At 74.1% G+C, this 23,798-nt stretch carries 22 protein-coding genes; 2 read left to right on the forward strand and 20 right to left on the reverse strand.

The window, feature by feature from the left end; all coding sequences use genetic code 11:
- Positions 1 to 26: 26 nt before the first annotated feature.
- Positions 27 to 884, forward strand: coding sequence for a hypothetical protein (locus AC1VM9_RS18815; RefSeq protein ID WP_483123702.1), 858 nt, complete (start codon positions 27 to 29; stop codon positions 882 to 884).
- Positions 885 to 904: 20 nt separating this feature from the next.
- Here AC1VM9_RS18815 and AC1VM9_RS18820 read toward each other — a convergent pair whose 3' ends face one another.
- From AC1VM9_RS18820 to AC1VM9_RS18910, 19 genes are all read right to left on the reverse strand, one after another.
- The gene (locus AC1VM9_RS18820; protein ID WP_483123703.1) at positions 905 to 2,182 is read right to left on the reverse strand and encodes an MFS transporter; all 1,278 of its coding nucleotides are present in this window, start codon (positions 2,180 to 2,182) and stop codon (positions 905 to 907) included.
- Positions 2,179 to 2,754, reverse strand: a complete 576-nt coding sequence (locus AC1VM9_RS18825; RefSeq protein ID WP_483123704.1) for an ArsR/SmtB family transcription factor — start codon at positions 2,752 to 2,754, stop codon at positions 2,179 to 2,181. The genes AC1VM9_RS18820 and AC1VM9_RS18825 overlap by 4 nt, the downstream gene beginning before the upstream one ends.
- Positions 2,755 to 2,812: 58 nt before the next feature.
- A complete protein-coding gene (locus tag AC1VM9_RS18830) occupies positions 2,813 to 4,102 on the reverse strand; it encodes a saccharopine dehydrogenase family protein (protein WP_483123705.1) in 1,290 nt (429 codons plus the stop codon).
- A gap of 55 nt (positions 4,103 to 4,157) precedes the next feature.
- Positions 4,158 to 6,200 carry a primosomal protein N' family DNA-binding protein gene (locus AC1VM9_RS18835; RefSeq protein WP_483123706.1) on the reverse strand — a complete coding sequence of 681 codons (2,043 nt, stop codon included), beginning with the start codon at positions 6,198 to 6,200 and terminating at the stop codon, positions 4,158 to 4,160.
- Between the two features lie 16 nt (positions 6,201 to 6,216).
- Positions 6,217 to 7,437 (reverse strand): methionine adenosyltransferase, encoded by a 1,221-nt coding sequence (metK, locus tag AC1VM9_RS18840; RefSeq protein ID WP_481342577.1) that lies wholly within the window; start codon positions 7,435 to 7,437, stop codon positions 6,217 to 6,219.
- 81 nt (positions 7,438 to 7,518) lie between these two features.
- Positions 7,519 to 8,796: a bifunctional phosphopantothenoylcysteine decarboxylase/phosphopantothenate--cysteine ligase CoaBC gene (gene coaBC, locus AC1VM9_RS18845; RefSeq protein WP_483124049.1), complete on the reverse strand. Its 1,278-nt coding sequence runs from the start codon at positions 8,794 to 8,796 to the stop codon at positions 7,519 to 7,521.
- Between the two features lie 35 nt (positions 8,797 to 8,831).
- Complete coding sequence (gene rpoZ / locus AC1VM9_RS18850; RefSeq protein WP_323101854.1) at positions 8,832 to 9,095, reverse strand: DNA-directed RNA polymerase subunit omega; 264 nt, start codon at positions 9,093 to 9,095, stop codon at positions 8,832 to 8,834.
- A 64-nt stretch (positions 9,096 to 9,159) separates the two neighbouring features.
- Positions 9,160 to 9,819, reverse strand: a complete 660-nt coding sequence (gene gmk, locus AC1VM9_RS18855) for a guanylate kinase (protein ID WP_481344472.1) — start codon at positions 9,817 to 9,819, stop codon at positions 9,160 to 9,162.
- The gene (mihF, locus tag AC1VM9_RS18860) at positions 9,819 to 10,136 is read right to left on the reverse strand and encodes an integration host factor, actinobacterial type (RefSeq protein WP_481342575.1); all 318 of its coding nucleotides are present in this window, start codon (positions 10,134 to 10,136) and stop codon (positions 9,819 to 9,821) included. Before mihF ends, gmk begins: the two co-directional genes overlap by 1 nt.
- A 168-nt stretch (positions 10,137 to 10,304) precedes the next feature.
- Positions 10,305 to 10,691 (reverse strand): hypothetical protein, encoded by a 387-nt coding sequence (locus tag AC1VM9_RS18865; protein WP_481344471.1) that lies wholly within the window; start codon positions 10,689 to 10,691, stop codon positions 10,305 to 10,307.
- A gap of 54 nt (positions 10,692 to 10,745) precedes the next feature.
- A complete protein-coding gene (gene pyrF / locus AC1VM9_RS18870) occupies positions 10,746 to 11,588 on the reverse strand; it encodes an orotidine-5'-phosphate decarboxylase (RefSeq protein WP_481344470.1) in 843 nt (280 codons plus the stop codon).
- A gap of 53 nt (positions 11,589 to 11,641) precedes the next feature.
- The gene (locus tag AC1VM9_RS18875) at positions 11,642 to 12,538 is read right to left on the reverse strand and encodes a dihydroorotate dehydrogenase (protein ID WP_481344502.1); all 897 of its coding nucleotides are present in this window, start codon (positions 12,536 to 12,538) and stop codon (positions 11,642 to 11,644) included.
- Positions 12,539 to 12,690: 152 nt separating this feature from the next.
- Positions 12,691 to 13,593 carry a dihydroorotate dehydrogenase electron transfer subunit gene (locus tag AC1VM9_RS18880; protein ID WP_481344469.1) on the reverse strand — a complete coding sequence of 301 codons (903 nt, stop codon included), beginning with the start codon at positions 13,591 to 13,593 and terminating at the stop codon, positions 12,691 to 12,693.
- Positions 13,590 to 16,988, reverse strand: coding sequence for a carbamoyl-phosphate synthase large subunit (gene carB / locus AC1VM9_RS18885; protein ID WP_481344468.1), 3,399 nt, complete (start codon positions 16,986 to 16,988; stop codon positions 13,590 to 13,592). The genes AC1VM9_RS18880 and carB overlap by 4 nt, the downstream gene beginning before the upstream one ends.
- Entirely contained in the window at positions 16,988 to 18,175 is a 1,188-nt protein-coding gene (gene carA / locus AC1VM9_RS18890) for a glutamine-hydrolyzing carbamoyl-phosphate synthase small subunit (RefSeq protein ID WP_481344501.1), read from the reverse strand. Before carA ends, carB begins: the two co-directional genes overlap by 1 nt.
- A 20-nt stretch (positions 18,176 to 18,195) precedes the next feature.
- Positions 18,196 to 19,539, reverse strand: a complete 1,344-nt coding sequence (locus tag AC1VM9_RS18895) for a dihydroorotase (RefSeq protein WP_481344467.1) — start codon at positions 19,537 to 19,539, stop codon at positions 18,196 to 18,198.
- Complete coding sequence (locus tag AC1VM9_RS18900) at positions 19,536 to 20,552, reverse strand: aspartate carbamoyltransferase catalytic subunit (protein WP_481344466.1); 1,017 nt, start codon at positions 20,550 to 20,552, stop codon at positions 19,536 to 19,538. Before AC1VM9_RS18900 ends, AC1VM9_RS18895 begins: the two co-directional genes overlap by 4 nt.
- A complete protein-coding gene (gene pyrR, locus AC1VM9_RS18905) occupies positions 20,549 to 21,124 on the reverse strand; it encodes a bifunctional pyr operon transcriptional regulator/uracil phosphoribosyltransferase PyrR (protein WP_481344500.1) in 576 nt (191 codons plus the stop codon). The genes AC1VM9_RS18900 and pyrR overlap by 4 nt, the downstream gene beginning before the upstream one ends.
- 79 nt (positions 21,125 to 21,203) lie before the next feature.
- Entirely contained in the window at positions 21,204 to 22,364 is a 1,161-nt protein-coding gene (locus tag AC1VM9_RS18910) for a TDT family transporter (protein ID WP_481344465.1), read from the reverse strand.
- A 92-nt stretch (positions 22,365 to 22,456) separates the two neighbouring features.
- Between AC1VM9_RS18910 and AC1VM9_RS18915 the strand changes: the two genes are divergently transcribed.
- A complete protein-coding gene (locus AC1VM9_RS18915; RefSeq protein ID WP_481339929.1) occupies positions 22,457 to 23,362 on the forward strand; it encodes a LysR family transcriptional regulator in 906 nt (301 codons plus the stop codon).
- A gap of 21 nt (positions 23,363 to 23,383) precedes the next feature.
- Here the strand turns inward: AC1VM9_RS18915 and nusB are convergent, their stop codons facing one another.
- Entirely contained in the window at positions 23,384 to 23,797 is a 414-nt protein-coding gene (nusB, locus tag AC1VM9_RS18920) for a transcription antitermination factor NusB (RefSeq protein WP_481344464.1), read from the reverse strand.
- Position 23,798 lies beyond the last annotated feature (1 nt).

Consider the following 23,798-nt stretch of genomic DNA (forward strand, 5'->3'; position numbering starts at 1 on the left):
GTCACCCCACCCCCGGAGGACGTTCCGTGCAGCAACTCACCACCACCGGCCGCCGTCGCGGCCTCGTCCGCAGCGTCCGACGCGTCATGCTGGCCGCGTCGGCCGCCGTGTTCCTGCTCCCCTCCGGCGCCGCGACCGACCTCGTCGCCGCGGCGCCCGCGACCAAGCACTTCATCACCAACCTCCACGGCTCGACCGCACCTCGCGCGCTCGGCTACACGGTGTTCGACACCGGGCCGTCGGGTGTCGCGAGCCTGCCGAGCGGCGTCCAAGGCCTCGTGTGGCTCGGCCAGAAGTGCCCGACGCCGGCCGACGCGACGTTCCGTGCGACCGTCGACCGGCTCGCGGCCAACCCGAGAGTGTTCGGCTACTACCTGTCCGACGAGCCGCACATCTCCGCCTGCCCGCGGGGGCCGGCCGCCCTCGCGAGCCGTGCGGACTACATCCGCTACCGCAGCCGCGGCACGCAGAAGTCGTTCATCGCCCTGTCGAAGATCGCCGACTACAAGCCGTTCCGACCGGCGGCCAGCCACGTCGACCTCGTCGGCCTCGACCCGTACCCGTGCTCCACGGCCTCCCCCACCTGCCCGGTGACGAAGATCCGCGAGAAGGTCACCGCCGCCCGTGGCGCGGGCATCCCGCTCGGGGCGATCGTGCCGGTGTTCCAGACCTTCGGCCAGCAGAACATCGCCGGCGGCTACTACCGACTGCCGACGGCCACGCAGATGCAGGCGATGCTCGCCGAGTGGCGCCGGCTCGTCCCGACGCCGGTCATGGACTACTCCTACGGCTGGGGCCACCAGAGCTCGTCGAACCCGACGCTCGTCGACTCGCGGTCCCTGCAGCGGGTGATGGCCGCGCACAACGGCGTCACCATCCGCTGATCCGGACCACGCCCGACGCGTCACGCCGACGCGCGGGCCCCGGTGGCGGCGCCCTCGACCTTCGTGTCGGGGGCGTCGTCGCGTCCGAGGTCGCGGACCGCGCGTGACAGCAGCGCGGACAGCGCGACGACCAGGTAGACGACGGCGCTGCCGACGAGGAGCGCCTCGAGGTCGACGACCGAGGCGAGCCAGCCGTAGAGGAAGGTGCCGACCGGCATCGCGACGAAGGACCCGAGCGCGTCGTAGCTCGACACGCGGGACAGCACCGCGAGGGGCACGTGCTCGTGCAGGGCCGTGGACCAGCCGACGCCGAAGACCTCGACCGCCGCGCCGGCGACGAGGAAGCCGAGCGCCACGGCCACGAGGGACGGGGCGAGCCCGAGCATCGCCATCGGGACCGCGAGGGCCGTCATGGCGAGCATGCCGGCCCGCAGCGGGTGCGGCAGCCGCAGCCGCATCATGACGACCGTCATGATGACGGTGCCGAGGGCCTCGGCGGACAGGACGATGCCCCAGCCGGCCTCGCCGATCGCCGGGTCGGAGGTGGCCACGAGCGGGCCGAGCACCCCGACCGCACCGACGTGGATCGCGTTGAGGACGCCGAAGACGAGGACGACGACCCAGAGCCACTGGCGGCCGCTGAACTCGCTCCAGCCCTCCCGCAGCTCGCGCACCATCGAGGACTGGGCCGGCCGGGCGGCGGCGTCGGTCCGTGGCAGCCGGACCCGGGCGAGGCAGACGATGGCCACCGCGTACGTCAGGGCGTCGACGGCGAGGGCCCAGCCCGGCCCGACCGACACGACGAGCCCACCGGCCACCGCCGGCCCGACGACGGCGAGGCCGCTGCGGCTGAACGACAGCAGCGCGTTGGCCTGCTGGAGCCGTGGGCGCTCGACCACGAGCGGCACGATGCCCATCATCGCCGGCATCGTGAACGCCGACACGGCCCCGTTGAGGGCCTCGATCACGGTCAGCTGCGTCAGCGTCGCGTGCCCGCTGACGACGAGGACGGCAGCCGCCGCCTGGGTCAGCAAGGTCAGCGCATGCGAGGCCTGCAGGACGGTGACGCGCGAGAACCGGTCCGCGACGACCCCGCCGACGAGGAGGAAGACGACCATCGCGAGCGTCCGTGCCCCGAGGACCTGTGCGAGCGCCCCGGCCGACTCGTCCACGTGCAGGACGGCGAAGGCCAGCGCCACCGGCGCCATGACGGACCCCACGGTCGAGACGGTGCGGGCCGTGAAGTACCAGGCGAACCGGCGGTCGCCGAGTGCGCCGAGCGACTGCCGCAGCCTCATGCCTCCTCCTGCCGCCCGCTGTCGTCCTCGGTGTCGTCCCCGGTGTCGTCCTCGACCCGCAGCCGGAAGGCGGCCACGGACAGTGCCGCCCGCACCGTGCCCTCGGTGCGCGGCGGCCTGGCTGATGCGTGCAGCAGGGTGCTCGCCTCGTCGACGAGGGCACAGACGCGGTCCCACACCCCCGGCTCGACCCAGAGGTCGGCGTCGGTGAAGCGGCTCGGCGAACCCTGCTGACGCTCGAGGAACCGCCGCGGGATCATGTCCGCGAGGACGCGCACGTACGCGAGCCGGTCCTCCTCGCGGGTCGCCTCCGGGCGCGCGACGGGCGCGTCCCACGGGTGCCGGTACTTCTTGGCCCGGCCTCCGCGCACGGTCTCCTCGCCGGCCACCTCGAGCAGGCCGGCCGACTCGAGCAGCCGCAGGTGGTAGCTGGCGTTGGCCTGGGTGACGTCGAGCTCGCGGGCCACCTCCGCGGCGCTCAGCTCCGCCCCGGTGAGCAGCGAGAGCATCTGCAGCCGCAGCGGGTGTGCGGTCGCGCGGAGCTCGCTGATCCGCTTCTGCTCCAAAGACATGCCGGGGAGCATGACGCGCTCCCGGGCTCACCGTCAAGCATCTCTTTGGGGGTCACGCTCAGGACGACCGACGCACCTCGAACGTGAAACCCTGCTCGCGGAGGCGCTCGGCCAGGCGTTCCCCCAGAGCCGTGGCAGGCGTGGACACCCCGGTGCGTCGCGGAAGCCCGTCGTCGCAAGCCAGCGCGAGGACCGCCTCGCCGAGCATGACGGCCGTCCCGCCGTACCCGGGGTCGAACGGTGCGGCCACTCGGGTCAGGTACCGCGCCCCGGTCGTCGTCGTCGCGTGGAGGTCCATCCGGAACCGGCCGGCCGCGCGCTGCGCCTCTCCGGGCCCCTCCCCGGGCCGCGGCAGGAAGCGGTCGAGCACGGCTCGCGTCGGCGCGAACGACAGCGCGGCGAGGCCACCGACGAGACCGACGCCCAGGACCGCGGCGACGAGGGGCGACAGCGGGCCGCGCCCGACGTCGACCACCTCGCGGTAGCGCAGGCCGCGGCCGTAGGACCAGTCGGTGAGGGTGTTCGACAGGCGCACGATCCGGGTGTTGAACGAGGCCATGACGAACGGCCCGTTCCACCGACCGCTCCCCGGGTCGCGGTCGACCGGCACGAGCTTGCGCAGCCGCCCCAGGGCGCCGGGTCGTCGCCCGTTGCCGCTGGGCGGCTCGTCCGTGCGGCGGGGGCTGAGCGCGTACGGGTCGGCGAGCACCCGTCGGACGCCGGCGTCGGCCCGGGCGGCGATCGCCTGGCAGCGGACCGAGTCGACGGTGCCGCCGGAGAACCCGCCGTTCATCGACCGCACCCGCAGGGTGACGTCGGCCAGCGTGCCCTCCCCGTCCGCCGCTGCTCGGTGCGCCGTGAGGAACACCCCGAGGTCGGAGGGGATCGAGTCGAAGCCGCACGCGTGGACGATCGCGGCACCGGTCCCGCGGGCCAGGGCATCGAGCTCGTCGAGGGACCAGCGGACGAAGAGCACCTCGCCGGTGAGGTCTGCGTAGTGGGTGCCCTCCTCGGCGCAGGCCCGGGCCACCTCGCGCCCGTGGGCGTCGTAGGGGCCGACGGTCGTGGCGAGCACCCGCGTCCGGGCGGCGAGGACCCTCAGCCCGGCAGCGTCGACAGCGTCGACAGCCACGACCTCCCACCGTGAAGCCGCGGTGTCGATCCCCGACAGCTCGACACGCAGCGCCCCCAGCTGCTCGCGGGAGCGCCCGGCCAGGGCGACGCGGACGGGTTCACCGGGCTCCTCGCCGGCGCGCCGTGCCAGGTGTGCGGCGGTGAGCGCGCCCACGAAGCCGGTCGCGCCGAAGAGGACGAGGTCGAGGTCGCGCGACGGCGGCGTGGACGGCATGGGGCACACTCTGCCAGCCGGCTCGGTCCCCGGCGCCGGTCGGCGGCCGTGGTGCTCACCACCCGTCGACGGGGTCGACGCGCACGGTGACGACCTCGGGCTCCTTGCGCGCTGACCGAAAGGCCTTGAGGGCGAGCAGGGCCCGCGTCAGCTGGGTGGTGTCGGCGGACGGGACGCGCACGAGGACGTGGTGGTCGCTCGGCCGGCGGTCGGCGTCGCCGTCGGTGGCCGCGCCCCGCCGCTGGGCGACCGCCCCCAGCAGTGGCACCGGGCCGAGGACCTGCGCCGATGCGGGCAGGTCGACCTGCTCGAGGGCCTCCTCCAGCGCGCGTCGCGTGCCGGTCAGCTGCGCGACGCGCGCGGCCGGCGGCAGGCCTAGCTCGCGCCGGTCGGCGAGCTCGCGCCCGGCGAGCCAGCCCGGGTCCCAGCGCACGAGGGCCTCGACCGCCGGCAGCGCGACACCGTCGGGCACACCGCAGAGCACGACCGCGCGGCCCTCGCGGGCGAGGGCAGCCGCCGCGGTCCACCGGCGCAGCGCCTCGAGGGGCGCGTCGTGCACGGGCAGGTCGAGGCTGGCCCACGCGTCGAGGAGCAGCACCGCGGTGTAGCCGCCCTCGGCGACCGGCTCGGCACCGGGCGTCGCGATGACGAGGGAGGGCTCACGACCGACGGCCCGCAGCACCTCGCCCGAGCCCGACGTGTGGACGCCCACACCGGGGAACGCGCGGCCGATCTCCTCGGCCGTGCGCCGGGCGCCCGTGACGGAGGAACGCAGCCGAGGCGACCCGCACTCGACGCAGCGGAAGGTGCCGGGCGCGACGACGAGCCCGCACCAGCGGCACCCCGGCGCCGCCCCCGAGGCGCCCTGGGCCACCGGGCCGCGGCAGCGCCCGCACCGGACCGGCGTCCGGCACTCCGCGCAGCTGAGCGAGGGCAGGTACCCGCGCCGGGGCACCTGGACGAGCACCGGTCCGTCGACGAGCGCGTCCTTGGCGACGCGGTGGGCGCGGGCCGGCAGGTGGGCCCGCGCGGCCGGGCCGTCGCGCTCCTCGTCGGTGCCCTCCCCGGCGACGGTGACGCGGGGGACGGCGCCTCGCCACCCGGGCCCCGGCTCGACCGGCACCAGTGCTCCGGACTCCAGGGCCGCCTCGACGCGCAGGCTCCGCGCGAACCCGCCGGTGAGCAGGGCCGCGCCGGTGGCCGCGGCGCGCAGGCCGAGCACGACGCCCGTGTGGTGGTAGGGGGCGCGCGGCTCGGCGAGCAGGTCGTCGCCGTCGTCCCACCACGCGACCAGACCGAGGTCGCGGACCGGCGCGAAGGCCGCCGCGCGCGTGCCGATGACGACGCGGACGTGGCCGCGCAGCACCTTGAGCCAGGCGGTGTACCGGGCCTGCGGCCCCTGGTCGGCCGTGAGGCGCACGTGCCGGCCGGCACCGAGTGCTGCCGTCAGCGCCGCGTCGAGCCGGTCGACGTCGCGGTGGTCGGGCACGACGAGCAACGACCCCCGGCCGGCCGCGAGCGCCGTCGCGGCGGCGGTGGCGAGCGCTGCCGGCCAGTCCTGCTCGGGGACCCGTCCCGGCAGAGCCGTCCACGCCGCGGCCGGACCCTCACCGGCCGCGAGCCGGCGCAGCCACGCCGGGCCCGCCGGGTACGCCGACCAGGGCCCCGGCTCCGGCGCGCCGACGGGGTCGGCCGGCGGGGGCTCGAGGGCGAGGGCCCGCTCGGCCGTGGCGTGCCGTTTGGGGACGGCGAGGCGCAGGACGTCGCTCAGCGTGCCGGCGTACCGGTCGGCGACGGCCCGGCACAGCGCGAGGACCTCTGGCGTCAGGACCGGCTCGGGGCTGACGACCCGGCGCAGCGGCGCGAGCCGGCCGTCGTGCTCGGGTGCCGCGCGACGCTCGACGACGAAACCGTCGAGGTCGCGCCCGGCGAAGCGGACCCGGACCCGCGCGCCCGGCACGGCGTCGTCGTCCATCTCCTCGGGGACCGCGTACTCGAAGAGCCGGTCGAGGTGGGCCAGCGGCGTCTCCACGACGACCGCAGCGACCGGCCCGGAGGCCGGTCGCTGCGACTGGTCGTTCGTCGGTTCGTCGCCCACGAGGGCGAATCTAGCCTCAGGCGGAGACGGCGGCCCTCAGGGCGTCCACACGGTCCGTGCGCTCCCAGGTGAAGGCGTTGTCGACGCCGTCGGCCTTGGTGCGGCCGAAGTGGCCGTAGGCGGCGGTCGGCTTGTAGATGGGGCGCAGGAGGTCCAAGGCGTCGACGATCGCGGCGGGGCGCAGGTCGAAGACGTCTCCGATGGCCTGCTGGATGGAGTCGACCGGCACCGTCTCGGTGCCGAACGTCTCCACGTAGAGGCCGACGGGCTGGGCCTTGCCGATGGCGTAGGCGACCTGCACCTCGCAGCGGCGAGCGAGCCCGGCCGCGACGACGTTCTTGGCCACCCAGCGCATGGCGTACGCGCCCGAGCGGTCCACCTTGCTCGGGTCCTTGCCGCTGAAGGCGCCACCGCCGTGGCGGGCCATGCCGCCGTACGTGTCGACGATGATCTTGCGGCCGGTGAGCCCGGCGTCACCCATCGGGCCACCGATCTCGAAGCGGCCCGTCGGGTTGATGAGGGCGCGGAAGCTCGACGTGTCGAGGTCGGTGCCGCTCGCGGCGAGCTCCTCGAGGACGGGCGCGAAGACGTGCTCGCGGATGTCGGGCTCGAGCATGCCCTCGAGGGACACGTCCGGTGCGTGCTGGGTCGAGAGCACGACGGTGTCGAGCCGGACCGCCTTGTCGCCCTCGTAGGCGATGGTGACCTGGGTCTTGCCGTCAGGACGCAGGTAGGCCAGCTCCTCGCTCTTGCGGGCCTGGGTCAGGCGCTCGGCGAGGCGGTGGGCCAGGAAGATCGGCAGGGGCATCAGCTCGGGGGTGTCGTCGCAGGCGTAGCCGAACATGAGGCCCTGGTCGCCAGCGCCCTGCTTGTCGAGAGGGTCGATGCCACCGTGCCGGTTCTCGTGCGCGGTGTCGACGCCCTGGGCGATGTCGGGCGACTGCGCGCCGATGGAGATCGACACGCCGCACGTGCGCCCGTCGAAGCCCTTCTGCGAGCCGTCGTAGCCGACCTCGAGGATGGTCTGGCGGACCAGCTGCGGGATCTCGACGTAGCCGGTCGTCGACACCTCACCGGCGACGTGGACGAGGCCGGTCGTCACCATCGTCTCGACGGCGACCCGGGCCTGCGGGTCGACCCGCAGCAGAGCGTCGAGGACGGAGTCGCTGATCTGGTCGCAGATCTTGTCCGGGTGTCCCTCGGTGACGGACTCGGACGTGAACAGACGTGCGGACACTGGCTCTCCCTGGCTCGGGTGCGGGTGGTGTGGCCCGGTCGGCGGGGCTCGTGGCGCGGGCGTGTTGCGTGAGTCTAACCGTCAGCGGATCAGCGGAGTCAGGGTGTCCCAGAGGGCGTCGGCGACGACGTCCTTGCCGGCCGGTCCCATCGTCAGGACGTCCTCGGTGCCGCGGCGCAGCACGTGGACGGTCGTGTCGTCCTTGCCGAACGTCGTGTCGGTCCCGACCTCGTTGACGACCTGGACGTCGCTGCCCTTGCGGGCGAACTTGGCGCGCGCGTGGTCCATGACCGAACCGTCGGCGTCACCGGTCTCGGCGGCGAAGCTCACGACGAGCGGACGGGTGTCGCCGCGGGCGTCACGGTCGGCGACGAGACCGCGGACGATGTCGGGGTTCTCGACGAGCTCGACGGTCAGGCCACCGGCGCCCGGTGCGGCAGGGTCCTTCTTGATCTTGCTGTCGCTGACCGTGGCCGGCCGGAAGTCCGCGGGCGCCGCGGCCATGACGACGACGTCCGCCCCGCGCGCGGCCGTGGCGACGGCGTCGCGCAGCTCGAGCGTCGTGCCGACCCGGACGACGTCCACGCCCTCGGGCACCGGCAGGTCGACGTTGGCGGCGACGAGGACGACCTCGGCACCGCGGGCGGCGGCGGACCGCGCGATGGCCAGCCCCTGCTTGCCGGAGCTGCGGTTGCCGAGGAAGCGGACCGGGTCGAGCGGCTCGCGGGTGCCACCCGCGGAGACGACGACGCGGCGTCCGACGAGGGACCCGTCGGCGGAGGCGACGGCGGCGGCATCGGCATCGGCATCGGCCCCGGCGTCGAGGGTGGCGACGCCGCCGAGGACCCTGAGGCACGCGGCGTAGATGTCCGCGGGCTCGGGCAGCCGCCCGGCGCCGGAGTCGACCCCGGTGAGGCGCCCGACCGCAGGCTCGATGACGTGGACGCCGCGTGAGCGCAGCGTCGCCACGTTGGCGCGCGTGGCCGGGTGCTCCCACATCTCGGTGTGCATGGCCGGGGCGAAGACGACCGGACAGCGCGCCGTGAGCAGGGTGTTGGTCAGCAGGTCGTCGGCGAGCCCGTGGGCCGCCTTGGCGAGGACGTCGGCCGTGGCCGGCGCGACGACGACGAGGTCGGCGGACTGGCCGATGCGCACGTGCGGCACCTCGTGGACCGAGGTCCACACCTCGGTCGAGACCGGCTTGCCCGACAGCGCCGACCACGTCGGCGCCCCGACGAAGCGCAGCGCTGCCGCGGTGGGCACGACCGTGACGTCGTGGCCGGCCTCGGCGAACAGCCGGAGCAGCGCGCACGCCTTGTACGCGGCGATGCCGCCGCTGACGCCGAGGACGACGCGCAGCGGGGCGCCGCCGGTCGACGCGCTCACGGGGGCGGTCAGCCCTCGGTGGGCTCGGACGTGAGCAGGCCCTCGTTGATCTCGCGCAGCGCGATCGACAGCGGCTTCTCGTGGACCTCGGTCTCGACGAGCGGGCCGACGTAGTCGAGCAGGCCCTCCTGCAGCTGCGAGTAGTACGCGTTGATCTGACGGGCGCGCTTGGCCGAGTAGATGACGAGCGCGTACTTGGAGTCGGCGGCGGTCAGCAGGTCGTCGATCGGCGGGTTGGTGATGCCGATGGGAGCAGCCTGGGTACCGGACACGGTGATCTCGTTTCGTTCGGGGATCGGCGCGTGCCTGCCTGGCGGGGCACGCGAGGGTCGGGGCTCACCGTTCGGCGGGCCCCGATCTCATCAATGATACGAGTTCCTCGCTCGCGCGCCGAACGTCGTCGTTGACGATGACCTCGTCGAACTCCGACTGGGCGGCCAGCTCGGCCCGCGCGGTGGTGAGCCGGCGGTCCCGCTCGGCCTCGCTCTCGGTGCCGCGTCCGACGAGCCGGCGGACCAGCTCCTCCCAACTCGGCGGGGAGAGGAAGACGAAGAGCGCCGCCGGCCAGCTGTCGCGCACCTGGCGCGCGCCCTGCAGGTCGATCTCGAGGAGCGCGTCGCGGCCCTCCCGGATGGCGCGCTCGACGGGACCGCGAGGCGTGCCGTACTTGGCGGCTCCGTGCACGACCGCGTACTCGAGGAACTCGCCGGCCGCGACGAGCCGGTCGAACTCGGTGTCGTCGACGAAGTGGTAGTGCACGCCGTCGACCTCGCCGGGGCGCGGCTTCCGGGTCGTCATCGAGACCGAGAACCACACTCCCGGGAAGTGGGTGCGCACGTACGAGGCGACGGTGCCCTTGCCCACCGCGGTGGGCCCGGCCAGGACGGTCAGCCGGCCGCGCCGGGCAGCCGCGGTGCTGTCGGTGGAGTCGGTGGTGTCGCTCGTGTCAGGAGTGTCGGCGGTGCGGGCGGCGGTGGGGGCGCTGTCCCCGTCCATCACGGCTTCTCGAAGCGCTTGAGCAGCGCGGCCACCTGGTTGGCGCCGAGGCCCCGGACGCGCCGCGACTCGGCGATGCCGACCTCGGCCATGATCGCCCGGGCCCGGACGCGGCCGACGCCCGGCATCGACTCCAGCAGCTCGGTCACCTTCATCTTGCCGATGACCGCGTCCGTCCGGCCGTCCTCGAGCACCTCGGAGAGCGAGCCGCTCGAGTACTTGAGCCGGTTCTTGACCGCGGCCCGTTCCCGTCGCGCGGCCGCGGCCTTCTCGAGGGCCGCAGCCCGTTGCTCGGGGGTGAGCGGTGGAAGCGCCACGGTGTCCGGTCTCCTGCCTGCAGCGGGGTGACGCGTCCTGCGCCCCCCGTGTCCTCGTGTCTTTCCGCCCGAACCTAGCGAGCCGCCCGTGCGGCCCGCAACGCGGCCCCCGGCGGACGGCGGGTCGCCGGCGGGTCGCCCACGGGTCACCGGCGGGACTGCGCGCGATCACTGCGACAGGTCGACGTCGCAGGTCTCGCGGGCGTGCGTCTCGATCTTCTTGGCCGTCGCCTGGTACGAGGCCATCTGCGTGGTCAGCCCCGCCAGGTCGGGGTGGTCGACGGCGAACTTCTCGAAGAACGCCCGCAGCGTCGTCCACTCGGAGCGGACGTCGTCGGGGGCGGCCGCCTCGATGGTGCGCACGCTCGCGACGAAGCGGGTCGCCGCCGCCCGGTCGGCGAGAGACGCGCCCGCGGACGCCCACTGGGACCGTGCGGCCCGCAGCGCGTCGCAGTACGCCGTCGTGTCCGAGCCGCCGCACCCGCTGAGCACGAGGACCGCGAGCACGGCTGTCGCCGCGGCGACGGTCGGGGTGGCGGAGCGGGCGGTGCGCATGCCCCCACCGTAGGCGGTCACCGCGGCGGCGTCCCGACCTCGCGCATCCGGAGGTCAGGGCACGAGCGTGGCGGCGACCTCGCGGGCGCGCGCGGCGAGACGGCCGGGCTCGGGGCCGGCCCCGAGCACCTCGCGGCTCGACGCGGCGAGCACCTGGCGACGGGCCGGACCGAAGGTGCGCGTCAGGCTCTCGACGGTGCCCCCCTGGGCCCCGACACCGGGCGCCAGAACCGGTGTCGCAGCGGCCACGAGGTCGAGACCGAGGTCGGCGACGGCCGAGCCGACGGTGGCGCCGACGACGAGGCCGACGTGACCCAGCTCGCCCCGCGCGGCGGCCGCCGCGTTGTCCGCGGCGGCGCCGGCCACGACGGACCCCGCGACGGAGCGGTCGTCGCGCACCGCGTGCTGGACGCTCGCGCCCTCCGGGTTGGACGTCAGGGCGAGGACGAACAGGCCGCGGCCGGTCTGCTCGGCGAGGTCGATGGCCGGGCGCAGCGACTCGTACCCGAGGTACGGGCTGACCGTGAGGGCGTCCGGCGGGGCGACGGCGTCCTTGCCGAGGTAGGCCTCGGCGTAGGCGGCCATCGTCGAGCCGATGTCGCCGCGCTTGGCGTCGAGGATCGTCAGCGTCCCGGCCTCGCGCAGCTCGGTGAGGACGCGCTCGAGGACCGCGATGCCGCGGCTGCCGAAGACCTCGAAGAACGCCGACTGCGGCTTGACGGCCGCGACCCGACCCGCGAACGCCTCGACGCACGTCAGCGCGAAGCGCTCGAGGCCGGCGACGTCGTAGGTCAACCCCCAGGCCTCGACGAGCGAGCGGTGCGGGTCGATGCCGGCGCAGAGCGGCCCGCGCTCGTCCATGGCGGCACGCAGGCGCGCGCCGAAGCCGGTCGTCATCGTCGGTCTCCGTTCGTCGGGGGGTTCTGGGCGGGTGCCGCCACGGGCGGTCCTCAGCGGCCGTGCGCGGCGCCGACGGCGTCCTCGAAGCGGTCGTAGCCGAGACCGGCGAGCAGGTCGGCCAGCTCGTGGAGCACGCGCATCGGGGCCTTCGGGTCGTTGAACGTCACGGTGCCCACCTGGACGGCGCTCGCGCCCGCGGCGACGAGCTCGAGGGCGTCGCGGCCGGTGCGCACGCCACCGACGCCGATGATCGGCACGGTGCGCATCCGTCCCTCGAGCATGGCCTGGCGCACCTGCCAGACGGCGCGGACCGCGACCGGGCGGATGCCGGGCCCGGACAGTCCGCCGGTGACGCCGCCGAGGTGCGGGCGCATCCGGTCGGTGTCGATGGCCATCCCGAGCAGCGTGTTGATCATCGTCAGGCCGTCGGCACCGGCCTTGACGCAGGCGGCGGCGATGGCGGCGATGTCGGTGACGTCGGGGCTCAGCTTGGCGAACACCGGGACGTCGCGCGGCAGCTGCTCGCGCACCAGGGCGATGACCTTGGCCGACGCCAGCGGGTCGCACGCGAAGACCAGCCCGCGGTTGGCGACGTTGGGGCAGGAGATGTTGACCTCGACGCCGACGACCGCCTCGAAGGCCCGGCTGGCGCGCAGCGTGGCCGCGACGTCGGCGTACTCGGAGCTCGAGCCGCCGGCGATCGAGGGCAGGACGCGCGCCCCGACCGAGGCCAGCCACGGCAGGTCCTCGTCGACGAAGGCCTCGATGCCGGGGCCCTGCAGCCCGATCGAGTTGAGCATCCCGGAGGGCGTCTCGGCCATGCGGGGGGTGCCGCGACCCGAGCGTGGCTCGGCCATGACCGACTTCGTGACGAACGCGCCGAGGTCGGCGACGTCGAAGAAGCGGTGCAGCTCACGGCCGTTGGCCGCGCAGCCGGAGGCGGTCATGAGGGGGTTGGGCAGCCGGCGTCCGGCGAGGTCGACGGACAGGTCGAGCCGGGCGCCCGGCACCTCGCTCCCCCGCGCCCGCTCGGCGGGCTCGACGGGCTCGACGGGCTCGACGGCGGAGTGGGCGGCGGACTCGACGGTGAACTCGGCCATCAGTGACCTCCGGTCCTGGGGGCGCCGACGCAGTCGTCGGGGACCCGGGCGTGGTTGCCCTCGAAGGCGTCCCAGCGGATGCGGTCGCCGCGGAACACGGGGCCCTCGACGCACGAGCGGGACATGCGGGTGCGGCCGTCGGAGCCGACGACCGGCATGACGCACGTCATGCACACGCCGACGCCACAGGCCATGGCCTCCTCGACGGCCACCTGCGCGACGGCGCCGTGCGCCGCGGCGACGTCGGTGACCGAGCGGAGCATGCCCATGGGCCCGCACGCGTAGACGACGGCGGCGCCCGTGCGCGAGATGACCTCGGGCAGCACGTCGCTGACCCAGCCGCGCTGGCCGACCGACCCGTCGTCGGTGGTCACGGTGACGCCGTCGCAGGAGCGGCGGGCCTCGACGACGCCGAAGAGGCGGTCCTCACCGGCCGCACCGAGCACCATCTCGACGTGGCACCCGCGCTCGCGCAGGTCGTGCGCGAGCCAGAACAGGGGCGCGCTGCCGTAGCCGCCACCGACGAGGACGCACGCGACCGGGTCGGTGGGCAGCGGGAAGGGCTTGCCGAGCGGACCGACGACGTCGATGTTGTCGTGCGGCCGGCGCTCGACGATCCAGCGCGTGCCGGCACCGACGGCGGAGACGACGATCTCCACCGTGCCGCCGTACGTGCCGCTGGGGCTGACCTTGTGGATCGAGAACGAGCGGCGCAGCAGGGTCCCCGAGGACTCCCCGCCGACGGCCAGCGCGACGAACTGCCCGGGCCGGCCCAGCTCGGCGACGCCGGGGGCGACGAGCGTCAGGTGCTGGTAGGCACCGACGCGCCGGGTCGCGATGACCTCGGCGACCTCCTGGGTGACGCGGGAGCGCTGGGCGCGCGCGGTGGTGGCCGCGCTCACGCGTCGGCCCCGACCGTGGTCGGCAGGTCGGCAGTGGTGAGTGCCACGGCGTCCTGCGGATCGGCCTGTGCCGCAACGTCGCCCGAGATCCTCGTGCCGCGGCCGTAGAGGTCCAGGTCGCGGGCGTGGTCCTGCAGCGACTTGACCCGCACCTCCTCGGTCAGCTGCGCCTCGATGCCGAGGACCGCGGCGGCGAGCGTCGCGATCGTCGTGATGATCGGCTTGTCCGCGCTCGTCGTGGCTGCGCGGATGGCGTAGCCGTCGGCGCGGGCGTCCTGGCCGGAGGGGGTGTTGACGACCATCTGCACCTCGCCGGCCTCGATGAGGTCGACGATCGAGGGCTCGTTCGGGTCGCCCTCGCCGCGCTCGGTGATCTTGCGGACGACGGTGGCCTCGATGCCGTTGCGCTTGAGCACCGCGGCGGTGCCGGTGGTCGCGAGGATCGTGAAGCCGAGGTCGACGAGGCGCTTGACCGGGAAGAGCATGGCGCGCTTGTCGCGGTTGGCGACCGAGACGAAGATCGCGCCCGAGCGCGGCAGCGCCGAGCCGCTGCCCTGCTGGGCCTTGGAGAACGCCGAGCCGAAGTCGAGGTCGATGCCCATGACCTCACCGGTCGAGCGCATCTCCGGGCCGAGCAGGGAGTCGACGGCGATGCCCTCCTTGGTGCGGAACCGCTTGAAGGGCAGCACCGCCTCCTTGCACGAGACCGGGGCGTGGGCCGGCATCGAGCCACCGTCGCCGGCGGGCGGCAGCAGCCCCTCCTCGCGCAGCTCCGCGACGCTCGCCCCCAGCATGACCCGGGCCGCGGCGCTGGCCAGCGGGACGCCCGTGGCCTTGGCCACGAACGGGACCGTGCGCGAGGCGCGCGGGTTGGCCTCGATGACGTAGAGGATGTCCTGGGCGAGGGCGAACTGGACGTTCATGAGGCCACGGACGCCGATGCCCTGGGCCAGCTTCAGGGTGGCCTCGCGGACCCGGGCGAGCTCGGCCTCGCCGAGCGTCGCGGGCGGCAGGGTGCACGAGCTGTCGCCCGAGTGGATGCCGGCCTCCTCGACGTGCTCCATGATGCCGCCGAGGTACATGTCCTCGCCGTCGTAGAGCGCGTCGACGTCGATCTCGATGGCGTCGTCGAGGAACCGGTCGACGAGCACCGGGTGCTCGGGGCTGGCCTCGGTGGCCTTCTCGACGTAGGTGACGAGCGAGTCGTCGTCGTAGACGATGACCATGCCGCGGCCGCCGAGCACGTACGAGGGGCGCACGAGCACCGGGTAGCCGATCTCGCGGGCGATCGCGAGGGCCTCGTCCGCGCTGACCGCCGTGCCGTGCTTCGGTGCGATGAGCCCGGCCTTGGCCAGCACCTGCCCGAAGGCCCCGCGGTCCTCGGCGAGGTGGATGGCGTCGGGCGAGGTGCCGACGATCGGCACGCCCTCGTCAGCGAGCGCCTTGGCCAGGCCGAGCGGCGTCTGGCCGCCGAGCTGGACGATGACGCCCGCCACGGGTCCGGCCTTCGTCTCGGCGTGGATGACCTCGAGGACGTCCTCGAGGGTCAGCGGCTCGAAGTACAGCCGGCTGCTCGTGTCGTAGTCGGTCGAGACCGTCTCGGGGTTGCAGTTGACCATGACCGTGTCGAACCCCTTGTCGCGCAAGGAGAACGACGCGTGGACGCAGGAGTAGTCGAACTCGACACCCTGGCCGATGCGGTTCGGCCCGGAGCCGAGGATGATGACGGCGGGGCGCTCGCGCGGCTCGACCTCGGTCTCCTCGTCGTAGGACGAGTAGTGGTACGGCGTCGTGGCGGCGAACTCGGCGGCGCACGTGTCGACCGTCTTGTAGACCGGTCGCACCCCGAGGGCGTGGCGGACGCCGCGCACGACGGCCTCCGGCATCCGGCGCAGGCTCGCGACCTGCGCGTCGCTGAAGCCGTGGCGCTTGACGAGCCGGAGCAGGTCGGGCGTCAGCTCGTCGGCCTCGGCGAGCATGGCCGCGACGTCGTTGATGAGCTCGATCTGGTCGAGGAACCACGGGTCGATGCCGGTCTGCTCGTGCACGCGCTCGACGCTGATCCCGCCGCGCAGCGCCTGCTGTACCGCGACGATCCGGCCGTCGGTCGGGACCGTCGACTCCTCGAGAGCCCGCTCGGCGGCGGCCTCGGACAGCTCGCCGTCCCAGTGGAAGGAGGCGCCCTTCTTCTCCAGCGAGCGCAGCGCCTTCTGCAGCGCCTCGGTGAAGTTCCGGCCGATGGCCATGGCCTCGCCGACCGACTTCATCGTCGTCGTCAGGGTCGGGTCCGCGGCGGGGAACTTCTCGAACGCGAACCGCGGCACCTTGACGACGACGTAGTCCAGCGTCGGCTCGAACGACGCCGGCGTCTCGCGGGTGATGTCGTTGGGCACCTCGTCGAGCGTGTAGCCGATCGCCATCTTCGCCGCGATCTTGGCGATCGGGAAGCCGGTCGCCTTGGAGGCCAGGGCGCTCGACCGGGAGACGCGCGGGTTCATCTCGATGACGATGATGCGACCGTCGGCGGGGTTGACCGCGAACTGGATGTTGCAGCCGCCGGTGTCGACGCCGACCTCGCGGATCACCGCGATGCCGATGTCGCGCAGCCGCTGGTACTCGCGGTCGGTGAGCGTCAGGGCCGGGGCGACGGTGATGGAGTCGCCGGTGTGCACGCCCATCGGGTCGAGGTTCTCGATCGAGCAGACGACGACGACGTTGTCGGCGTGGTCGCGCATGACCTCGAGCTCGTACTCCTTCCAGCCGAGGATCGACTCCTCGAGGAGCACCTCGGTCGTCGGGCTGTACTGCAGGCCGGCGCCGGCGATCCGGCGCAGGTCGGCCTCGTCGTAGGCGAAGCCGGACCCCAGGCCGCCCATCGTGAAGGAGGGCCGCACGACGACGGGGTAGCTCAGCTCCTCGGCGGCGGCGAGGCACTCCTCCATGGAGTGGCAGATGACCGAGCGGGCCGACTCGGCGCCGCAGCGCTCGACGACGCCCTTGAAGGCCTCGCGGTCCTCGCCGAGCTGGATGGCCTCGACGTTGGCGCCGATGAGCGGGCAGCCGTACTTCTCGAGGACCCCGTTGTCGTGCAACGCGATCGCACAGTTGAGCGCCGTCTGGCCGCCGAGCGTCGCGAGCACCGCGTCGGGTCGCTCCTTGGCGATGATCGCCTCGACGACCTCGGGCGTGATCGGCTCGACGTACGTGGCGTCGGCGAACTCCGGGTCGGTCATGATCGTCGCCGGGTTGCTGTTGACGAGGATGACGCGGATGCCCTCCTCGCGAAGGACGCGGCACGCCTGCGTGCCGGAGTAGTCGAACTCGCAGGCCTGGCCGATGACGATCGGCCCGGACCCGATGACGAGGACGCTCTTGATGCTGTCGTTCCTGGGCATCAGGACAGGTCTCCCGTCTTGTCGGTGCTGTGCTGTCTCGTTTCCATGAGCTCCACGAAGCGGTCGAAGAGGTAGGCGGCGTCGTGGGGACCGGCGGCGGCCTCGGGGTGGTACTGGACGGAGTAGGCCGGGGCGTCGAGCAGCTCGAGCCCCTCGACGACGTCGTCGTTGAGGCACACGTGCGACACGCGGGCGCGGCCGTACGGGGTGTCGCTGTCACGGTCGGTCGGCGCGTCGACGGCGAACCCGTGGTTGTGCGCGGTGACCTCGACCTTGCCGGTCGTGCGGTCCATGACCGGCTGGTTGATGCCACGGTGGCCGTACTTCAGCTTGTACGTGCCGAACCCGAGCGCCCGCCCGAACAGCTGGTTGCCGAAGCAGATGCCGAAGAACGGGACGCCGGCGCCGAGGACCTCGCGCAGCAGCGTCACCTCGTGCTCGGCGCTCGCCGGGTCGCCGGGGCCGTTGGAGAAGAAGACGCCGTCGGGCCCGCCCTCGGCGACGCCCATGACCTCGGCGAAGGTGGCCGTCGCCGGCAGGACGTGCACCTCGATGCCCCGGCGAGCCATGAGCTGGGGCGTCATCGCCTTGATGCCGAGGTCGAGGGCCGCGACGGTGAAGCGCTTCTCGCCCTCCGCAGGCACGACGTACGGCTCGGCCGTCGTCACCTCGGCGGCGAGCGCCGCCCCCGACATCTCGGGGCTGCGGCGGACCGCCTCGAGCAGGTCGGCCTCCGGAGCGTCGGCGGCGCCACCGCTGAAGATGCCGACGCGCATCGCACCACGTTCGCGCAGGTGACGGGTGAGCGCCCGTGTGTCGAGGTCGCAGATGCCGACGACACCCTGCTCGGCCAGCTCGTCCTCGAGGTCGCGGGTCGAGCGCCAGCTCGACGCGCGGATCGCAGGGTCGCGCACGACGTAGCCGGCGGCCCAGATGCGGGTGCTCTCGTCGTCCTCGGTGTTGACGCCGGTGTTGCCGACGTGCGGCGCCGTCATGACGATGACCTGGCGGTGGTAGCTCGGGTCGGTGAGGGTCTCCTGGTAGCCGGTCATGCCGGTGGAGAAGACCGCCTCGCCGACCGTCTCGCCGACGGCGCCGTAGGAGGCGCCGAGGAAGGTGCGGCCGTCCTCGAGCACGAGCACGGCGGGCTCGCGCAGGCGCCGGGTGCGTCCCTGCCGGGCCGGCACGGTGAGCGGGGTCGAGGTCGTCACAGGTGGGCTCCAGTCGCGTTCGTCAGTTGTCGTTGCGTGTCTCGCTGCGTGCCCGCGCCGGTGCGGACGTCGTGGGTGACGCGTCCGGCGTGGACCGTCGTCACGACGGCCCCGCGGAACGTTCGTCCGTGCCACGGGTTGTTGCGCGAGCGGCTGCGGCTCGCGGCGGCGTCGACGGTGACCTCGCGGTCGGGGTCGACGAGGGTCAGGTGTGCCGGGGCGCCGGCCGCGATGGCCTGCCCCTGGTGGGCCAGGCCCCCGATGCGGGCCGGGTTGGCCGACATGACGCGGGCGACGTCGGCCCAGTCGAGCCGCCCCGGGCGCACGAGGACCTCGCTGACGACCGACAGGGCCGTCTCGAGGCCGAGCATCCCGAAGGCGGCGTCGACGAAGGCGTGCTCCTTGTCGTGGCGGGCGTGGGGCGCGTGGTCGGTGGCGACCGCGTCGATGGTGCCGTCGGCGACGGCCGCGCGCAGGGCCTCGACGTCCTCGGCGGGGCGCAGCGGCGGGTTGACCTTGAAGACGGGGTCGTAGCCGGCGAGCAGGTCGGTCGTGAGGAACAGGTGGTGCGGCGTCACCTCAGCGGTGACGTCGATGCCCTGCGCCTTGGCCCAGCGGATGACCTCGACCGTGCCGGCGGTCGACACGTGGGCCACGTGGACCCGCGAGCCGGTGTGCCGCGCCAGCATGACGTCGCGGGCCACGATGGACTCCTCGGCGATGCCGGGCCAGCCGGGCAGGCCGAGACGGCCGGAGACCTCACCCTCGTGGCAGCAGGCGTCGGGCCCCGCGAGACGCGGGTCCTGGGCGTGCTGGCTGACGACACCACCGAACGGCTTGACGTACTCGAGGGCGCGCCGCATGACGCGGGCGTCGCTGACGCAGTGCCCGTCGTCGCTGAAGACGCGCACCCTCGCCCGCGAGCGCGCCATGAGGCCCAGCTCGGCGAGCTCGGCACCGGCCAGGCCCTTGGTCACCGCGCCGACGGGGACGACCTCGGTGAGGCCGCAGGCCCGGCCGAGGTCGAGGACGCGCTCGGCGGCCTCGGCGGTGTCGGTGACGGGGTTGGTGTTCGCCATGGCGAAGACGGCCGTGTACCCGCCGGCGGCGGCCGCTGCCGACCCGGTGGCGATGGTCTCGGCGTCCTCGCGACCCGGCTCGCGCAGGTGGACGTGCAGGTCGACGAGGCCCGGCAGCGCGACGAGGCCGTCGGCGTCGAGCACCTCCGCGCCGGCCGGGGCGTCGACGGTGCCGACCTCGCGGACGACGCCGTCGACGACGAGCACGTCGGCCGCCTCGGCGCCGAGGAGGCGGGCACCACGGATCACGAGGCGGGTCATCGGACGGCTCCTGAGGCGGCGGGGTGGGTGGCGGCGAGGGCGTCGGGCGGGGACGTCGCGGTGTCCTCGCCCGCGAGGAGGTGGTAGAGGACGGCCATCCGGACCGCGACGCCGGCCGAGACCTGGTCGAGGACGACCGACTGGGGCGCGTCGGCGGCCTCGGGGGCGATCTCGAGGCCGCGGTTCATCGGTCCGGGGTGCAGGACGAGCACATCCGGGTTGCGGGTCACGAGCGTGTCGAGGCGGTCGCGGGTCAGGCCGTAGCCGACCGTGTACTCGCGCGGCGTCGGGAAGAACCCGCCGCTCATCCGCTCGCGCTGGACCCGGAGCATCATGACGGCGTCGACCGTGCCGTGCTCGCCCCGGCCCTCGAGGACCTCGTCGAGGTCCCAGCTCGTGGCGAACCCGTCCGCAGCGCTCCAGGCCCCGATGCCGCTCGGCATGAGCGTCGGCGGCGCGACGACGGTGACCTTGGCCCCGAGGGTCTTGAGCGTGATGACGTTGCTGCGGAAGACCCGCGAGTGCGTCAGGTCACCGACGATCGCGACGTGCCTGCCGTCGAGCTCGCCCATCCGGTGGCGCAGCGTGTACGCGTCGAGGAGGGCCTGCGTCGGGTGCTCGTGGGTGCCGTCGCCGGCGTTGATGACGCTGCACCGCACCCACTGGGCCACCTGGTGGCACGCGCCCGAGGCGTTGTGGCGGATGACGAGCGCGTCGACGGCCATGGCGTCGACGGTCATCGCCGTGTCGCGCAGGCTCTCGCCCTTGGACGTCGAGGAGCCCTTCGCCGACAGGTTGATCGTGTCGGCCGACATCCACTTGCCCGCGATCTCGAACGAGCTGCGGGTGCGCGTCGAGTCCTCGAAGAAGAAGTTGATGACGGTGCGGCCGCGCAGCGTCGGCACCTTCTTGACCTCGCGACGCTGCAGGTCGTGCATCGACGCGGCGGTCTCGAGGATGTCCTCGACCTCCCGACGGGTCAGGTCGGCCGAGGAGATGAGGTGGCGGGTCATCGGGCCTCTCCCCCGCTGATCTTGACGGTGTCGACGCCGTCGAGCTCGGCGACGCGTACGTGGACGCGCTCGTCACGCGAGGTCGGCAGGTTCTTGCCGACGTGGTCGGCCCGGATCGGCAGCTCGCGGTGGCCGCGGTCGACGAGGACCGCCAGGCGCACCGCGCGGGGCCGGCCGAGCTCGCTCAGGGCGTCGAGGGCCGCGCGGATGGTGCGACCGGAGTAGAGGACGTCGTCGACGAGGACGACGACGCGGTCGTCGATGCCGCCGTCGGGGATGCGGGAGCGGTGCGCCGTGCGGACCGGGTTGCGACGGAGGTCGTCGCGGTGGAGCGTGATGTCGAGCTCCCCGACCGGGACCGGGGCGCCCTCGACGTCCGCGATGCAGGCGGCGAGACGCCGCGCGAGCGGCACTCCGCGAGAAGGGATCCCGAGCAGGACGAGGCTGTCCGCGCCGCGGTTGCGCTCGAGGATCTCGTGGCCGATGCGCCGCAGCGCCCGGGAGATGTCGCCCTCGCTCATGACGTCTCTCGCGTCAGGAGGGGTGCTCGGACTGGTTGCAGGCGCACTCAGGTCAGGGCAGGTCACAGCCGCTGGACCTCCTTCCCCGCCTCACGGGACGGTGGTTAAAGGATGTCTTCGGGCAGCGAGTCTAGCGTCCCGCGCGACCGGTCCCGACACCCCGCCACTCCGTGAGAACGGCCCGGGCCGAGGCGAGGGCGCAGAGGCTCCACGTGCCGCAGAGGACGGCGAGGACGACCGTACCGGCGACGGCGAACCCGGTCCGGTGGCTCGACCCGGCGAGATGGTGCAGCCCGAGGGACACCGTCCCGATGGGGAACGTCAGGGCCCACCAGCCCGGCGAGAACGGCATCCGGCCCGCGAAGCCGCGGGCGGTGACGGCCACCGCCCACCCGGCGAGCGGCACACCCGCCGCGAGGACCACGACGCCGTAGCCGACGGCGAGCGAGCGCAGGTCGGCCGCGGCCACCGGCGTGAGCCACGGGCCCGCCGCAGCGACGAGCGCCTGGGCCGCCCCCACCGACTGCCCGACGATGCCGAGCGGGATCCACGACGTGGCCGACGCTGCCAGGGGAACCGGCGCCACGCGCCAGTGGTGGGCGTAGCCGAGCGTGAAGACGACGACCCCGAGCGCGAGCGCGACGGGGAAGCAGGCCGTGGCCACGCCGAGCAGGGCGAGCCCGGCACCGGGAACCGTGGACACGTGCGGCACGAGGGCGGCCCCGGCGGTCGCCGAGACCATCGGAGGCACGACCGGAAGGCCCCACAGGAGTGTCGGCTCGCCGGCCTCGCCTCGCACCAGGGTCGCGGTGAACCCGAGCGCCGTGGCCAGGCCGAGGACGGTGCCCACCACCCACAGGCCGGCGCCGAGCAGGGCGGACGTCCGTCCCGGCGCCACGGTGACCGTCGCCGAGCCGACGGCCAGGACGCCCATGGCCACGGTTCCCCAGAGGGCGCGGTCGGTCGGTGTCGCGAGCGACGCGCGCAGGCGCTCCGGCCGCCGGATCACGCGAACGAGGAACCCGCCGCCCACGGTGACGAGCAGCAGCCACGCGAGGACCATCAGGGCCCTCGCGGCGTCGTGCAGCCGGTCGCCGGGGCCCGGTCCGTCGGCATACGCGGCAAGGAGCGTGGCGAGGATCCCGGTCCCCATGACCGCGGGGAACCAGGCCGGCCCGGCGGGTGGGAGCCCCACCGCAGCCGTGGGAGGCCCGCCGGCAGCCGGCGGTTTGGTCGCGGCACCGGGTCGCGCGGTTCTATGGACGGCAGGGTCGGCGAGGGCGGTCGGCACGGGTCCACCCTCGCTGCCCGCACCGTCCGCTCGGAAGCGCCACCGATGCGTGAGCCCACAAGGTCGGACTTGTGGACGGGTACGATGGCGGGATGTCCTCCGACCTGCGGCACGTGCCCGAGACCGGCTCGCTGCTCGCCCTGCTCGCGGTGGCGCGGTGCGGCAGCATCTCCGCGGCCGCCGCTGAGCTCGGCGTCACCCAGCAGGCGATGAGCGCACGGGTCCGCGCGGCCGAACGGGTGCTCGGTGTCGCGGTCTTCACCCGCACCTCCCGAGGCGTCGAGCTCACGGCCGCGGGGCAGCTCGTCGTCACGTGGGCCGGCGACGTCGTCGACGCCGCACGCGCGCTGGAGCACGGCGTCACGGGCCTGCGCACCGCAGGCGAGAGCGTCGTGCGGGTCGCGGCGAGCAACACCGTGTCCGAGTGCCTCCTGCCCGGGTGGGCCAGCGCCCTGCGCGCCTCCACGGGCGGCGTGCGGGTGCAGGTGGTCCCGGCCAACTCCGAGCACGTCGTCGCAGCGGTGACGGCCGGCGAGGTGGACCTCGGGTTCGTCGAGGGCCCGACCGTGCCACGCGGGCTGGCGCGGCGCACCGTCGCCTCCGACGCCCTCGTCGTCGTCGTGCCGCGCGACCACCCGTGGGCCAGGCGGCGACGCGGCATCACCGCCGGCGAGCTCGCCGCGACGCCGCTCGTCGTGCGCGAGGCCGGCTCAGGAACCCGTCGCACGTACGAGCGGGCCGTCCCCGGCCACGTCGCGCCGGCGCTCGAGCTGTCCTCGACCGGGGCGGTGCGCGACGCCGTCGTCACCACCGGGACCCCGGCCGTCCTGTCCGCGCTCGCGGTCCGCGGCGACCTGCGGTCCGGGCGTCTCGTCGCCGTGCCCGTCGTCGACCTGACGATGCCGCGCTCGATCCGTGCGGTGTGGAACCAGAGCCAGCGCCCGAGCGATGCCGCCGCCGAGCTGCTCGCCATCGCCGCCGCGACCCGCGAGGCCTAGGGGCCCGCGGCGGCGTCCGGGTCAGACGATCGTGGCCTTGACCTCGGCGAGACGGCTGAGCAGGCCGTTGACGAAGCTCGGCGACTCGTCGGTCGACAGCTCAGTGGCGAGCGCGACCGCCTCGGAGATCGCGACACCGTCGGGGATCTCCTCGTTCCAGAGCACCTCCCACGCACCCAGACGCAGCAGCGCCCGGTCGACCGCCGGCATCCGCTCGATCGTCCATCCCTGGCTGTAGTCGGTGAGCGCCGCGTTGATGTCGTTCCAGTGCCCGACGACACCGCGGACGATGTCGGCCGTGTACGGGTTGTTGCCCGCCCGCGAATCGCGGTCGGCGAGGCGCTCCTCGAGGAGGGTCACCGCGTTGACGCCGCGCTGGTCGGCCTCGAAGAGGATGTCGAGGGCCCGGGCCCGGGCCTTGGTGCGTGCAGCCACG

The organism is Monashia sp. HAY1-11D (assembly GCF_056868035.1).

Excerpts from the sequence above, each read along its gene's own strand:
- AC1VM9_RS18825 (WP_483123704.1), bottom strand. The coding sequence starts at position 2,754 with ATGTCTTTGGAGCAGAAGCGGATCAGCGAGCTCCGCGCGACCGCACAC.
- AC1VM9_RS18895 (WP_481344467.1), bottom strand. The coding sequence starts at position 19,539 with ATGACCCGCCTCGTGATCCGTGGTGCCCGCCTCCTCGGCGCCGAGGCG.
- gmk (WP_481344472.1), bottom strand. The coding sequence starts at position 9,819 with ATGGACGGGGACAGCGCCCCCACCGCCGCCCGCACCGCCGACACTCCT.
- pyrF (WP_481344470.1), bottom strand. The coding sequence starts at position 11,588 with ATGACGACCGGCTTCGGCGCGCGCCTGCGTGCCGCCATGGACGAGCGC.
- AC1VM9_RS18900 (WP_481344466.1), bottom strand. The coding sequence starts at position 20,552 with ATGACCCGCCACCTCATCTCCTCGGCCGACCTGACCCGTCGGGAGGTC.
- AC1VM9_RS18875 (WP_481344502.1), bottom strand. The coding sequence starts at position 12,538 with ATGACCGCCTCCGGCTGCGCGGCCAACGGCCGTGAGCTGCACCGCTTC.
- carB (WP_481344468.1), bottom strand. The coding sequence starts at position 16,988 with ATGCCCAGGAACGACAGCATCAAGAGCGTCCTCGTCATCGGGTCCGGG.
- AC1VM9_RS18915 (WP_481339929.1), top strand. The coding sequence starts at position 22,457 with ATGTCCTCCGACCTGCGGCACGTGCCCGAGACCGGCTCGCTGCTCGCC.
- AC1VM9_RS18865 (WP_481344471.1), bottom strand. The coding sequence starts at position 10,691 with ATGCGCACCGCCCGCTCCGCCACCCCGACCGTCGCCGCGGCGACAGCC.
- AC1VM9_RS18820 (WP_483123703.1), bottom strand. The coding sequence starts at position 2,182 with ATGAGGCTGCGGCAGTCGCTCGGCGCACTCGGCGACCGCCGGTTCGCC.
- AC1VM9_RS18830 (WP_483123705.1), bottom strand. The coding sequence starts at position 4,102 with ATGCCGTCCACGCCGCCGTCGCGCGACCTCGACCTCGTCCTCTTCGGC.